The 12732-nt window shown below is 64.7% G+C and carries 12 protein-coding genes; 3 read left to right on the top strand and 9 right to left on the bottom strand.

Going from position 1 to position 12732, the window contains the following annotated elements; all coding sequences use genetic code 11:
• Window positions 1–79 precede the first annotated feature (79 nt).
• Together AGI3411_RS21050 and AGI3411_RS21045 are read right to left on the bottom strand one after the other, a co-directional pair.
• Window positions 80–655: an SCO family protein gene (locus AGI3411_RS21050; RefSeq protein WP_129529369.1), complete on the bottom strand. Its 576-nt coding sequence runs from the start codon at window positions 653–655 to the stop codon at window positions 80–82.
• Window positions 656–750: 95 nt separating this feature from the next.
• Window positions 751–1569: an SURF1 family protein gene (locus AGI3411_RS21045; protein WP_129529277.1), complete on the bottom strand. Its 819-nt coding sequence runs from the start codon at window positions 1567–1569 to the stop codon at window positions 751–753.
• A 36-nt stretch (window positions 1570–1605) separates the two neighbouring features.
• Between AGI3411_RS21045 and AGI3411_RS21040 the strand changes: the two genes are divergently transcribed.
• Window positions 1606–1806, top strand: a complete 201-nt coding sequence (locus AGI3411_RS21040; protein ID WP_006224570.1) for a twin transmembrane helix small protein — start codon at window positions 1606–1608, stop codon at window positions 1804–1806.
• A gap of 200 nt (window positions 1807–2006) precedes the next feature.
• Here AGI3411_RS21040 and AGI3411_RS21035 read toward each other — a convergent pair whose 3' ends face one another.
• The 5 genes from AGI3411_RS21035 to coxB form a co-directional block, all read right to left on the bottom strand.
• Window positions 2007–2882 (bottom strand): cytochrome c oxidase subunit 3, encoded by an 876-nt coding sequence (locus AGI3411_RS21035; protein WP_129529276.1) that lies wholly within the window; start codon window positions 2880–2882, stop codon window positions 2007–2009.
• A gap of 37 nt (window positions 2883–2919) precedes the next feature.
• Window positions 2920–3144: a DUF2970 domain-containing protein gene (locus tag AGI3411_RS21030; protein ID WP_129529275.1), complete on the bottom strand. Its 225-nt coding sequence runs from the start codon at window positions 3142–3144 to the stop codon at window positions 2920–2922.
• Window positions 3145–3153: 9 nt separating this feature from the next.
• Window positions 3154–3279 carry a cytochrome oxidase small assembly protein gene (locus tag AGI3411_RS30430; protein ID WP_244240413.1) on the bottom strand — a complete coding sequence of 42 codons (126 nt, stop codon included), beginning with the start codon at window positions 3277–3279 and terminating at the stop codon, window positions 3154–3156.
• 30 nt (window positions 3280–3309) lie between these two features.
• Window positions 3310–4917, bottom strand: coding sequence for a cytochrome c oxidase subunit I (gene ctaD / locus AGI3411_RS21025; protein WP_129529274.1), 1608 nt, complete (start codon window positions 4915–4917; stop codon window positions 3310–3312).
• 107 nt (window positions 4918–5024) lie between these two features.
• Window positions 5025–6182, bottom strand: coding sequence for a cytochrome c oxidase subunit II (coxB, locus tag AGI3411_RS21020; protein WP_129529273.1), 1158 nt, complete (start codon window positions 6180–6182; stop codon window positions 5025–5027).
• A gap of 289 nt (window positions 6183–6471) precedes the next feature.
• On the opposite strand from coxB, the gene AGI3411_RS21015 reads away from it, so the two are divergent.
• Window positions 6472–7284, top strand: coding sequence for an NUDIX hydrolase (locus AGI3411_RS21015; RefSeq protein WP_129529272.1), 813 nt, complete (start codon window positions 6472–6474; stop codon window positions 7282–7284).
• Here the strand turns inward: AGI3411_RS21015 and AGI3411_RS21010 are convergent.
• A complete protein-coding gene (locus AGI3411_RS21010) occupies window positions 7281–9989 on the bottom strand; it encodes a cation:proton antiporter (protein WP_244240412.1) in 2709 nt (902 codons plus the stop codon). The two genes, AGI3411_RS21015 and AGI3411_RS21010, sit on opposite strands and share 4 nt — an antisense overlap.
• A 195-nt stretch (window positions 9990–10184) precedes the next feature.
• On the opposite strand from AGI3411_RS21010, the gene cpdA reads away from it, so the two are divergent.
• Window positions 10185–11024, top strand: a complete 840-nt coding sequence (gene cpdA, locus AGI3411_RS21005; protein WP_129529271.1) for a 3',5'-cyclic-AMP phosphodiesterase — start codon at window positions 10185–10187, stop codon at window positions 11022–11024.
• 391 nt (window positions 11025–11415) lie between these two features.
• Here the strand turns inward: cpdA and rpoH are convergent, their stop codons facing one another.
• Window positions 11416–12300 carry an RNA polymerase sigma factor RpoH gene (gene rpoH, locus AGI3411_RS21000; RefSeq protein WP_129529270.1) on the bottom strand — a complete coding sequence of 295 codons (885 nt, stop codon included), beginning with the start codon at window positions 12298–12300 and terminating at the stop codon, window positions 11416–11418.
• Window positions 12301–12732: the final 432 nt, after the last annotated feature.

Here is a 12732-nt window from a genome sequence, read left to right as displayed (position 1 = left end):
CAGGGCCGCGCAGATCCGGCTCCGCCGGTCTGCTGCGGCGCCCCCCTGGGGGGAAGCGCCGCAGGCGCTCCGGGGGGGCTCACCCAATCCTTGAGTTATAGACCAGCTTGCTGATGTCCTTGCGCACCTTCACCCCGTCGGCTTCGGCAGGGTACTGCATCATGAGATTGCCCAGCGGATCGATCACCCAGATCGGATCCTGGAGGCCGGGCTGGCCAGCGGCAGTGTCGCGCGCCAGCAGGAAATGCGCCAGCTGGTCCGGGTTCACACGCACCATGATCGTGCCCTTGTAGGCCTCCAGCACCTTGTCCGGCACCGGCGCGTCGTCGGTGATGAACCAGACGCGGGCCAGCCGGTCCACGTTCTTGCCCTGGCTGGCGTGGCTATTGCGGGCGATGAAGAGCTTGCGGGCGCAGCTTTCCGGGCAGGCCCCGCCATCGGCGGCCACCAGCAGCCACTTGCCCTTCAGGCTCTGCAGGTCGAAAGGCTTGCCGTCGAGCGTGGTCAGGCGCAGGTCGCCGGCCGCCGGCATGGGCCGCTGCGGGCTCACCAGCGCGCCGTAATTGCTGGATTCGTCAGGCCACCATTGCGGATTCATGTAGACCACGAAGGCGCCGACGATCGGCGCCAGGGTGCACAGGAACACCAGCAGCATGGGCGTCAGGGAGCGCTTGCCTTTGGGCCGGGTAGAAGAGATGTCGCGAGCCACTTTGTATCCTGTCGTTTTACGGGTTGGGGGTGGGCGCCGGATCAGGCCTGGGGCCCGTCGGACGCGCGGCGCCGCATGCGCCGGACGGCGCCCCCCAGCACCACCAGCCATGCCGCGGCGGCAATCGAGGCGAAAGCGAACCACTGTACGGCATAAGACGTGTTCTGCTGGAAGTCCACGGACGGCTGCGGCCAATCCCGCACCAGACCGTCGTTCGCGCCGCCATCGGACTGCATCAGCACCGTGGGCAGCAGGGTCAGCCCGGTAGCCTTGGCATAGGCGTCCAGCGGCAGGTTCTGCACCTGCGGCACGCCGCCGGGTGCCGGCAACGCCGCCGGCAGCGCAGACTGCTCCGACCCGCCCAGCGACCAGATCTCAAATAGCCGCGGCACCCGCAGGGAGAGCTCTCCCGTCACGGTCTGCGTGCCCCCGGGCGCGCCGGGCAACACAGGCTGCGCGCCCCCCGGGCCGGGCGCCTGCCCCGGCGCCGGCAGGGCGCGCGGCAGCCAGCCGCGCAGCACCAGCACTGCGCGCTTCGCATCGGCGTCCAGCACCAGCGGCGTAGCCAGCCAGTAGCCAGGCTTGCCATCCTGGTTGCGGTTATCCAGCAGTACACTGAATTGCGGCTGCCACACGCCTGTGGCCTGGGCGGCACGCCATGCCGTCATGCCGGCGAGGTCGGTATCCGGCGTCAATTTCAGCGGCGCTTGCTTGCGGCCCGCCTCGATAGCCGCCAGAATGGCGCGTCGCTCGTCGCCGCGGCGCAATTGCCACTGCCCCAGCGACGCCAGGATGATCACGGCGGCACCAAGCAGCAGCAGGGCGGCTACCGTGTAGCGGGTTGAATGCGGTCGGGCCATCTTTCTTCAATAATTCTGATTTGTCCGGAGACCACCATGCGCGTTTTTGTCGTCCTGGCCTTTATCGGTATTCTGGCCAGCCTGGCATCCGCCCTGGTCTACCTGATGCGGGACAAGGGCACCACCAGCCGCACAGTCAACGCGCTGACGGTACGCATCGGACTATCGGTCGCCTTGTTCCTGTTCGTGCTGTTCGCTCACCACATGGGCTGGATCGAGAGCACAGGCCTTAGATAGGCATCCGGGGCGCGGGTTCCCGCTACGCCAGGCAAGAATGTGAAAGCGCGATGGACGCCGGACTTCTCTCCGGGCGTCCGATCGCGCTTTGCCCGCCGCGAGGCATGGCGTTCCCCGCGCACAGCAGGTTCTTCCCAAAACCAGGGCACCGCGGATCCGGCTTTGCCGGTCCGCCGGCGCCCCCTTGGGCTGGCGTTACCTCAGAACCAGTAGACGAACAGATACAGGCCCAGCCACACCACGTCCACGAAGTGCCAGTACCAGGCGGCGCCTTCAAAGCCGAAATGATGGTCGGCCGTGAAATGCCCGCGAATCAGGCGGACCAGGATGACAGTCAGCATGGTGGCGCCCAGCAGCACGTGGAAGCCGTGGAAGCCGGTCAGCATGTAGAACAGCGAGCCGTAGGCGCCCGAATTGAACTTCAGGTTCAGTTCGGTATAGGCGTGGTGGTATTCGTAGGCCTGGCAGGCCACGAAGACAAAGCCCAGGACCACGGTGGCCAGCAGCCAGAAAATGGTCTTGCCACGATGGTTTTCACGCAGCGCATGGTGGGCGATGGTGAGCGTGACGCCGGAGCTCAGCAGCAGCGCGGTGTTGATGGTGGGCAGCCAGAAGGGGCCGACGGTCTGAAAGTGCTCGACCACGCCGGCGGGGCCGAAGTTCGGCCACACAGCCTGGAAGTCGGGCCACAGCATCAGGCGGTGGTCCATGTCGCCCAGCCACGGCGTGGTGATGGTGCGCGTGTACCAGAGGGCGCCGAAGAACGCCGCGAAGAACATGACCTCCGAGAAGATGAACCAGCTCATGCCCCAGCGGTAGGAACCGTCGATGCGCTTGCTGTTCAGGCCGGCCTCGGATTCCTGGATGGCGTCGCCGAACCAGAAATACAGCACCACGATCAAGCCGATGAAACCCGCCAGCAGGGACCACTTGGCCCAGCTGACGCCGTTGATCCAGCCCGCGGCGCTCAGGCCCATGAACAGCAGCGCCACAGCCGTACGCACGGGATGACCCGAGTCGGCGGGCACAAAGTAGTACGGTGCCTCTTTACCTTGAACCGAGTGGCTTGCACTCATGGCTTTCTCCCTGGTACAGATTTATAGATTAAGTGATTCAAGTCAGGCTGGAAACGGCCCAACGCACAATTAATACCAGCACAGTAACGAAGAGCGCCGCTGCCAGCAGCCCGGCCACGATCACGTGGACCGGATTGAGCCTGGCGATGTCTTCCCGGTGGCCCGCCCCTTTACGGACGCCGAAAAACCCCCACGCGACCGCCTTCATCGTCTGAAGAAAACTCAGCTTGCGCTGGGAAGTCTGGCGCAGGTCATCGCTCATGGCCGCGGCCTAGTTGATGGCGGAGCCGGCCAGCATGGACGACCCGCGCAGCACGGTCCAGGCGAACACGGCAATGACGAATGCCAGCAGGACCAGTCCTGCGATCTTGTTGCGACGGCGCTGCTCGGGTGTCATTGCTGTGCTACCTGGATCATGAAAGCGTGTTTACTTCACTTCGGGCGGGGTTTCGAAGGTATGGAAGGGCGCGGGCGAAGGCACCGTCCATTCCAGGCCTTCCGCACCTTCCCACGGTTTGGCCGAGGCAGGCTCGCCCTTGCCGGCATAGCAGCGCAGCATCGCCCACAGGAAGATCAACTGCGACAGGCCGAACCAGAAGGCGCCGATGGTGGCCATCTGATGGAAGGTCGTGAACTGCCCGGCGTAGTCGGCATAGCGGCGCGGCATGCCGGCCAGGCCCAGGAAGTGCATCGGGAAGAAGGTCACGTTGAACGAAATCAGCGTGGACCAGAAGTGCAGCTTGCCCAGCTTTTCGCTGTACATGCGGCCCGTCCACTTGGGCACCCAGTAATAAGCGCCGGCGAACAGGGCGAACAGGGAACCCGCCACCAACACGTAGTGGAAGTGGGCGACCACGTAGTACGTGTCGTGCACCTGGATGTCGATCGGCGCCACCGACAGGATCAGCCCGGTAAAGCCGCCCATGGTGAACACGAAGATGAAGCCGATCGAGAACAGCATCGGCGTCTCGAACGTCATGGAGCCGCGCCACATGGTGGCGACCCAGTTGAACACCTTCACCCCGGTGGGGATGGAGATGAGCATGGTGGCGTACATGAAGTAGAGCTGGCCGGTCACCGGCATGCCCGTCGTGAACATGTGGTGCGCCCACACAATGAACGACAGCACCGCGATGGAGGCGGTGGCGTAGACCATCGAGGCGTAGCCGAACAGCTTCTTGCGGGCGAACGCGGGCACGATGGCCGACACGATGCCGAACGCCGGCAAGATCATGATGTAGACCTCGGGGTGCCCGAAGAACCAGAACACGTGCTGGTACAGGACCGGATCCCCGCCGGCGGCGGCGTTGAAGAAGCCCGTGCCGAAATGACGGTCGGTCAGCACCATGGTGATGGCGGCGGCCAGCACCGGCATCACGGCCAGCAGCAGGAAGGCGGTGATCAGCCAGGTCCAGCAGAACAGCGGCATCTTCATCAGCGTCAGGCCGGGCGCGCGCATGTTCAGCACGGTCACGATGATGTTGATCGCGCCCATGATGGACGATGCGCCCATGATGTGCAGCGCGAAGATCGCCAGGTCCATGCCGGGGCCCATCTGCAGCGACAGCGGCGCGTACAGGGTCCAGCCGGCCGCGGTGGCGCCGCCGGGCACGAAGAACGACACCGTCAGCATGATGGCGGCCACGGGCAGCAGCCAGAAGCTGAAGTTGTTCATGCGGGCGAACGCCATGTCGGATGCGCCGATCTGCATCGGGATCATCCAGTTCGCGAAGCCGACGAAGGCCGGCATGACCGCGCCGAACACCATCACCAGGCCGTGCATGGTGGTGAACTGGTTGAAAAGCTCGGGGCGGAAGAACTGCAGGCCCGGCTCGAACAGCTCGGTGCGCAGCAGCAAGGCCAGGGTGCCGCCTTCCAGCAGCATGACGAACGAGAAGATGAGATACATCGTCCCGATGTCTTTGTGGTTCGTGGCGAAAAGCCAGCGGCGCCAGCCGGTGGGGATGGCGTGGTGGTGGTCATCGTGACCGTGGCCGTGGCCCGGCGACACGTGGTCTACAGTGACGCTGCTCATGATGGACTCCTTCCTGCTGAGTGCCGCCCCCGATCCACGGGGCCGGCAGGGTATCTCTAACTAAACGGAACCGGTTCTAACGGTGGAGGAACTGGGCGCGCGCGCGATCAGCGCCCGGCCACCACGTCCTTCGGTAGAACCGTCGGGTCCTGCCCCTTGCCTGCATTGCTCCAGGCATGGCGCGTATAGCTGATGACCGCTGCGATTTCGACATCGTTGAGCTGCCCGCCGAATGCCGCCATCGCGGTGCCGGGCTTGCCCTTCAGCACGGTGTTGATCTGTTCGGCCTTGGGGCCCAGAACAACCTTGTCTCCGTCAAGCGGTGGGAAGCTGCCCGGGATGCCCTTGCCGTTAGCCTGGTGACAGGCAACGCAATTCGCCGCGAAAACCTTCTCGCCGCGGGCAACCAGTTCGGCTTCCGTCCACTCTTTATTGGGATCGTCGGCATTCGCCGCCATCTTCTTCTTTTGGTCTTCAACCCACTTATCGTAGTCGGCTTGCGCCAGAACTTCCACGACGATGGGCATGAATGCGTGATCCTTGCCGCAAAGTTCCGCGCACTGGCCACGGTAGATGCCGGGTTTGTCGGCATTGAACCAGGCGTCGCGCAGGAATCCGGGGATGGCGTCCTGTTTCACGCCGAAATCCGGAATCATCCAGGAGTGGATGACGTCGGCGGCGGTCAGGACGACGCGGACCTTCTTGTTCACGGGGACGACCAGGTGGTTGTCCACTTCCATCAGGTAGAACTCGCCCTTGGGCTCGCGATTCTCGATCTGCGCGCGCGGGGTCGACAGCGTGGAAAGGAACTTGATGCCGGCGGCCGAGCCGTCGAGGTACTCGTAGCCCCACTTCCATTGGTAGCCCGTGACCTTCACGGTGACGTCGGCGCTGGAAGTGTCTTTCATGGCGACCACGGTCTTGGTGGCCGGCAGCGCCATGGCAATGACGATGATGAACGGAATGACCGTCCATGCGACTTCGACACCCAGGTGTTCGTGGAAGGTCGCGGCCTTGTGGCCACGGGATTTGCGATGCGCCCAGATGGAGTAGAACATCACCCCGAAGACGCCGATGAAGATCACGATACAGATCGTGAGCAGCATCCAATGCAACCACATGATGTCGCGCGAAATTGCCGTCACGCCCTCATGCAGGTTGAGCTGATTGACCTTCGGGCCGCCGGGCATGTCTTGCACCTGAGCACCCGCCACGCTGCCAATCAGCATCGCACAAGCCCCCAGTATCCCTCTCCACTTCTTCATGCTTACCTCGAAACACGGCGCGTAGGTCCGTTCTCTAGTGGCGGAAGTCACCGGAAACGGGCAACGCGCAATTATTAGATGGCAGGGCGAGGCAGGGAGATAGAGCGGCCCCTGTCGTTCCCACTCGAAATCACAAAGAAACTGGCGGATTATAGCGGACGCGCAAACAGATGTAAGTTAGTGCCCTTGAATTCATCGGCGGCGCCCCCATCTGCCCGCGCCCTCTTGACCGCGCGCCGTAAACCAGCTGGCATAAAATCGTCGGCAACATCACTACCTCGATCCCACGATGCCACAGCAGTTGTCCGACTTGTATGCCGCCCTTTGCACACGTGCCCAGGAGCCCGCTCCCGACGGCGCGCGCGCTTTATATATAGCGGGGCGTCGCTGTGGCTGGGCTACGCATGCAGCTTGCGACGCCCTGCGCGGCGCCGCGGGCATCGATGCGGACGGTGAAACCTTGCGCATCGGCACGGGCATGGAACCGGGCCCGGGCCTGGACGGCGTGCTCGAACAGGTCGCGGAACTGTTGCGCCAAGCCAACTGCCTGCGCGGCTGGCGCGACGAATTGCTGGACGTCATGGACGGCGACGAGCCCTTGGGCGTGATCGAACGCGCGGCGGTCCGCCCCCTGGGCCTGCTCACCAAGGCCGTGCACTTGAACGCATGGACGCCGGACGGCCGCTTGTGGGTCGCGCGGCGCGCGCTCAGCAAATCCACCGATCCCGGTATGTGGGACACACTGGTGGGCGGCCTGGCCGGCAGCCGCGAAGACCTGGAATTGGCGCTGGTGCGCGAATGCGGCGAAGAAGCCGGGCTGGACGAACCCGACCTGGCGCGGCGCTCGCCGCTGCGCACGATCCTGCGCATCCACCGCCGCCTGCCCGAGGGCTATCAGGTCGAAGACGTCCTGACCAGCACCTGCATCCTGGCGCCCGACGCCCGCCCCGCCAACCGGGACGGCGAAGTCATGGAGATCGCCACCCTGGACGTGGCCACGGCCGTGCGCCGGATCACGGACGGCGAATTCACGCTGGAAGCCGCGCTGGTGATCGTCGAAGACATCATGCAGCGCCGCCGCTTGGGCGAAATTCCAGCCTAGCGGGGTACGATCCCCGGCTCGCCCAGCACTTCGCCCGGCGGCGGCGCGCCTTCCGCGCCTTCGTTTGGCGAGTCCGCGGCGGAATCCTGGAGGGCGGCAGGCATACCGTTCCCGCCGGCGGTGGAAGGCGGATTTTCGCTCGCGGCTTCTGCGGCTTCGGCCGCCTGGGCCGGGCTGGGCGCCGGGGCAGGCGCCGCAGCAGACGCGGCATTGGCCTGCGAGAACTGTTTCCACACCTCGATCGCGCGCAGGCGCTGCTTGGCCACCAGCTGGATGCGTTCGCGCAAATGCTCGTCGCGTGCCAGCAGGGCGTGGAAATCGCGCGAAGACAACATCAAAAGCTTGCTGTAGCCCAGCGAGGTGACGTCCGGCGCAATCTGCTGTTCGCCCAGCAGCCCGAGTTCGCCGAAGAATTCGCCGCTGCCCAGTTCGATCATCGTGTTGTCGGGCAGATGCACGGCCACGGCCCCGGACGCCACGAAACACATCTCTTCGCCGTGCCGGCCCTTGGTGAGCACGCGCTGGTCCGGCAGCGACAGCCGCGGCTTGAGCAGTTTGCTGATGGCGCGCAGCGAATCGGCCGACAGGCCTTCGAACAAGGGCACGCGCTTGATCAGCTCCGCCGCGCTCATTTCGATGTCCAGCGGCGGGTGCGTGTCGATGTGGGCCCAACGGCTTTTCAATTGCGCCATCAGGTCCGCGTACACCTCGCCGCTGATCAGGAATTGTTCGAGCATATCGCGGTAGCGGATGCGCTCCATCTCGCGCGCCACCCGGCCCAGATAGCTTTCCTGAAGCCACTGCGCGTAGGACGGGTATTGCAGGTTGAGGGCCTGCATGGCGTTCTCGATCAGGTCCAGGCGGCGCTGATGCAGCGACACGATGCGCTGCGTCGCCTCTTCGCCCAGCAGGGGCGTGATCTGTTCGCGCGCGAATACGATCAGGCGCTGCGCGACCGACCGCTTGCTCATCAGGTTGGCGAAGCGCTGGCCCAGCTCGCGCGCCAGCCAGCCCTGGAATCCGAACAGGTAGTGCAGCCGCAGGGCGAGGCGAAAGCCGGTGGAATAGCGCACGTCGGCGGCGATGGCGCGCTCGAAGCCCGGGATGCCGCCCAGCCGGATCGCGTCCTCCAGCCGTTCCGCGCGCGCCAGCAGGGCTTCCGCCATACGCCAGTCCACGATCTGCGCCTTGAGAATGTCGAAGAACATTTCCTCTTCGCGCTGCGCCACGATGGCCAGCCCCACCGCTACGCGCTGATCGTCGGTCATCTGGCCGACCTGGCCGTCGTGCACGCTGGTCAGGCTGGCGTCGAACACGGCGCGGATGCGGTCGCGGACTTCGGTGCCGATATGCTCGGTCTTGGCGACCTCTTCGGTCTTGCCTTGCAGGTCTTCCAGCGCCACGGCCAGGGCCTGGTTGCGGATGGTACGCTCCACCGGCGACAGCTGGTTCAGGCCCAGCATGCGGATCAGCGGCCGCAGGCTGATACCGTTGATGAACAAGGTCAGCAGCACATAGCTGGTGGTGGCCACCGCGATGAACTGGCGCGCCTCTTCGGCCACGCCGGTCTGCTCCGTCACGGCCAGCGCCAGCGCCAGCGACACGGCGCCGCGCAGGCCACCCCACAGCATCACCACTTTGTAGGGGTTGCTGACCTTGGTCCCCAGCCGGGTCAGCCCCAGCAAGGGCAGCAGGCCGAAAACCACGATGGCTCGCGCCACCAGCGTGGCGACGAACACCACCGCTACCAGCGCCAGTTCCTGCCAGTCGGCCGCCGCCATCAGCTTCGGGATCAGCATGGCCGCGAACAGGAAGATCAGCGAATTGGCCCAGAACCCGAACTGCTCCCAGGCGCTGGACAGGTATTCGAAGGTGGTGGGCGACATGCGCGTGCGGCCGGTGGACCCGACCACCAGACCGGCGATCACGGTGGCAACGACGCCGGAAACACTCAGGTAGTGCTCGGAAATGAAGAAGGACAGATAGGCCAGCGTCAGCGTCAGCGTGATTTCCGCCGTGGGGAAGCCGCGCAGCCAGGCGAACAGGAAGCAGGCCAGGCGCCCCATCGCGAAGCCGGCCACGCCGCCGCCGATGAAGTGCACGATGAAGTCGTTGAAGATGCCGCTTGCGGTCAATTCGCCGTGGCCGCCCAGCACGGCCAGCAGCACCGAATACAAGGCGATGGACGCAGCGTCGTTGAACAGGCTTTCGCCTTCGACCAGGGTGGTCAGGCGCTTGGGCGCGCCCACTTCGCGGAAGATGCCCACCACGGCCACCGGGTCAGTCGTCGCCACGATGGCGCCCAGCAGCAGGCAGACCACCAGGCCGTAGGGCGAGATGGCGTCCAGAGTGACGCCGACCACGACGGTGCAGACCACCACGGCCACGATGGCCATCATGAGAATGGGGCCGATATCGTCCATCAGGCGCCGCACGTTCATGGACAGCGCGGTTTCGAACAGCAATACCGGCAGGAACACCATCAGGAAGGTCTCGGACGAAATTTCGAAGCGTTCCAGGGAGTCGAGGAAGTCGCCGATCCAGCTGGGCGCCCAGCCATGGACGTGCACGATGATGCCGAGCAGGCAGCCGACGATGGCCAGCAGCACCGAATAGGGCAGCTTGAGGCGGCCGGCCAGGGGCGGCATAAAACAGACCAGCGTGAGCAAGCCGGCCAGGCCGAATACGAGAAAACCGACATCCATGGGTAGCGCTGCGTCCGATCTTGAAGCTTGAGTGAAGTTTCACAAGAATAGCGGCTTTTTTCCTCCCGCCCGGGCCGGCAACTGTAGAGAATCGTAGAGAATGCACGTTTCGTTACCCCAATACAGGCATGCGATACGCGTCGCGCCATGTTTTTTGGGTAATGTGGAATCGCACCAACTTTTCAGGAGCGGCATTTGGCCCGCATCCATTCCCTGACCCGGCGCGACGACGCGCCCGCCATGCTGGTCCAGGTGACCGACAGCCATCTGTTCGGCGAAGCCGGCACCGCGATGCTGGGCGTCGATACCGACGCCAGCCTGCGCGCCGTGCTGCGCCAGATCGAGGCCGACGGCCGCCATCCCGACCTGCTGCTGGCCACGGGCGATCTGTCGCAGGACGGCGAGGCGGCGTCCTACCAGCGCTTTGCCTCTATCCTGTCCGAAGCGCCGGCGCTGGACCGCGCCTGCGTGCGCTGCCTGCCGGGCAACCATGATCTGCCGGCCGTGATGCGCCAGGAACTGGCGCAATGGTCGGCGCCGGTCACCGACGTGGGCGCCTGGCGTGTCGTCACGCTCGACACCACGGTGCCCGGCTCCAACGCGGGCCATTTGCCCGCCAGCCAGCTCGATATGCTGGAGGCGGCGCTGGCCGAAGCGCCTGGCCGCCATACGCTGGTGGCGATGCATCACAATCCCATGCAGATCGACAGCCACTGGCACGACACGATGATGATCGACAATCCCCAGGCGCTGTTCAAGCTGCTGGCCCACTGGCCGCAGGCCCGCGTGCTGCTATGGGGCCACGTCCATCACGAATTCGACCGCCGCCGCCACAACCTGCGCATGCTGGCCACACCGTCGACCTGCTTCCAGTTCAGCATCCGGGACGGCAAGCATGTGGTGGACAACATGGCGCCCGGCTACCGCTGGCTCAAGCTGTACCAGGACGGATCGATGGCGACCGGCGTGCGGCGCGTGCAGGACGCGCTGTGGCAGCCAACCTTGGCCGCCGCCGACAAAGCGCGGGCCGCATAAGGGAAAAGCGCAGGGCGCGCCACAGACAACGAATACGGCAGGGCCGCCCCAAGGCGGCGCAGCCCCCTTGGGGGGCAGCAAGCGCACCCGTGCGCGCAGCGTGGGGGCATAAAACGTGGGGGCATAAAAAACGGGGCACCGATATGCATGGTGCCCCGCAAACATCCGTCTCATAGGGGAGGGGAAAGAGGAGAAGCCGAGACGGACGACAAGACGGCCAACCGAAGTTCGCGGTCTACATGAAGTTAGGCGACGCGATCCGCATTAAGTTTCTGGCGCGGTGCAAAAATTTCGGGCGAATTTGTATCAAATTATGCGCGACGCGCACCAAGACACGGTAGACAGGCAAAGGGCCGCGAAAGCGGCCCTTTTGTATGCTTGAAGCGGCGGTTTAAGCCGCGAGGTTGCCCCGCATCTTCTTCAGGGCAGCAGCCTCGATCTGGCGGATGCGCTCGGCCGACACGCCGAATTCCTGCGCCAGTTCGTGCAGCGTGGCGCCGCCGTCGTCCTGCAGCCAGCGCGCTTCGACGATGCGGCGCGAACGCGGATCCAGCGCTTCCAGCGCATCGCTCAGACCGCTGCCTTGCAGTTGGTCGCGCGCGGCGCGTTCCAGCACCCGCGTGGGTTCCTGGCGGCCTTCGTCGGACAGATAGGCGATGGGCGCGTAGCTGTCATCGTCGTCATCCTGGTTTTCCAGCGACATGTCGCGGCCGGACAGGCGGACTTCCATTTCGCTCACGTCTTCGCGGCGCACGTTCAGCTCGCGCGCGATGTGGTCGACCTGGTCGGGATCCAGCGTCTGGCCGTCGGGGCGCATGCTGCGCAGGTTGAAGAACAGCTTGCGTTGGGCCTTGGTGGTTGCGACCTTCACCAGGCGCCAGTTGCGGATGATGTATTCGTGGATTTCGGCCTTGATCCAATGCACGGCAAACGACACCAGGCGCACGCCGCGCTCCGGGTCGAAGCGCTTCACGGCCTTCATCAGGCCGACGTTGCCTTCCTGGATGAGGTCGGCATGGGGCAAGCCATAACCCAGGTACTGACGGGCCACCGACACCACCAGCCGCAGGTGCGACAGGATCAGTTCGCGCGCGGCGCCCAGGTCTTCCTGATCGCGCAGACGGCGGCCAAGCTCGGTTTCGCGTTCGGCCGACAGGACCGGCAGGCGGTTCACCGCGGAAATGTATGCGTCGATCGTGCCAAGTGCGCCCGGATTGGCAATGGCCAACGCCAGGGCGTTGCCGGAAGTGGCCAACGAGGTACTGGGTTGCTTCATAGCGGGAGTCTCCGGAAGGCGAAGGGGTAACGACATGGATTCGATGTTAGCACTCTAGTAAAGGGAGTGCTAATTCGACTATTGCGGCGCGTCAAAGTTTCCTTCCGCAAAGCTCGTCCCCATTTATTTTTTGCGTGATCGGCAAACGCGCAGCGCGGAAAGCTAGCGCCGCCCTCCACAAAAATAACGGGCCCGCCGCCAAACCGCCCCAAAGCAGCGCGCCCCCCTCAGGGAGCAGCGAACGCACACAATGCGCGCAGCGTGGACGCTCACGCAAGAATAGCCGCGCCGCCGCCGGGCCGCCCCAAGGCGGCGCAGTGTACGGACCGGGGACATAGGTAACAGGTGTACGGGAACATGGGTAACAGGTTGATCAGCTTACTTCATGGCCTTCAGATCCACTTGTCCGAGGCAGTGATGGCAGAAGAGGAT

It is taken from the genome of Achromobacter agilis (assembly GCF_900496965.1).
Taxonomy (GTDB): domain Bacteria; phylum Pseudomonadota; class Gammaproteobacteria; order Burkholderiales; family Burkholderiaceae_B; genus Achromobacter; species Achromobacter agilis.
This window is presented reverse-complemented; position numbering and strand designations above follow the sequence as displayed.

Bases quoted from the DNA above. Each gene is read 5' to 3' on its own strand.
- AGI3411_RS21050 (WP_129529369.1), bottom strand. From the start codon at position 655: ATGCTGCTGGTGTTCCTGTGCACCCTGGCGCCGATCGTCGGCGCCTTC.
- AGI3411_RS21045 (WP_129529277.1), bottom strand. From the start codon at position 1,569: ATGGCCCGACCGCATTCAACCCGCTACACGGTAGCCGCCCTGCTGCTG.
- AGI3411_RS21040 (WP_006224570.1), top strand. From the start codon at position 1,606: ATGCGCGTTTTTGTCGTCCTGGCCTTTATCGGTATTCTGGCCAGCCTG.
- AGI3411_RS21035 (WP_129529276.1), bottom strand. From the start codon at position 2,882: ATGAGTGCAAGCCACTCGGTTCAAGGTAAAGAGGCACCGTACTACTTT.
- AGI3411_RS21030 (WP_129529275.1), bottom strand. From the start codon at position 3,144: ATGAGCGATGACCTGCGCCAGACTTCCCAGCGCAAGCTGAGTTTTCTT.
- AGI3411_RS30430 (WP_244240413.1), bottom strand. From the start codon at position 3,279: ATGACACCCGAGCAGCGCCGTCGCAACAAGATCGCAGGACTGGTCCTG.
- ctaD (WP_129529274.1), bottom strand. From the start codon at position 4,917: ATGAGCAGCGTCACTGTAGACCACGTGTCGCCGGGCCACGGCCACGGT.
- coxB (WP_129529273.1), bottom strand. From the start codon at position 6,182: ATGAAGAAGTGGAGAGGGATACTGGGGGCTTGTGCGATGCTGATTGGC.
- AGI3411_RS21015 (WP_129529272.1), top strand. From the start codon at position 6,472: ATGCCACAGCAGTTGTCCGACTTGTATGCCGCCCTTTGCACACGTGCC.
- AGI3411_RS21010 (WP_244240412.1), bottom strand. From the start codon at position 9,989: ATGGATGTCGGTTTTCTCGTATTCGGCCTGGCCGGCTTGCTCACGCTG.
- rpoH (WP_129529270.1), bottom strand. From the start codon at position 12,300: ATGAAGCAACCCAGTACCTCGTTGGCCACTTCCGGCAACGCCCTGGCG.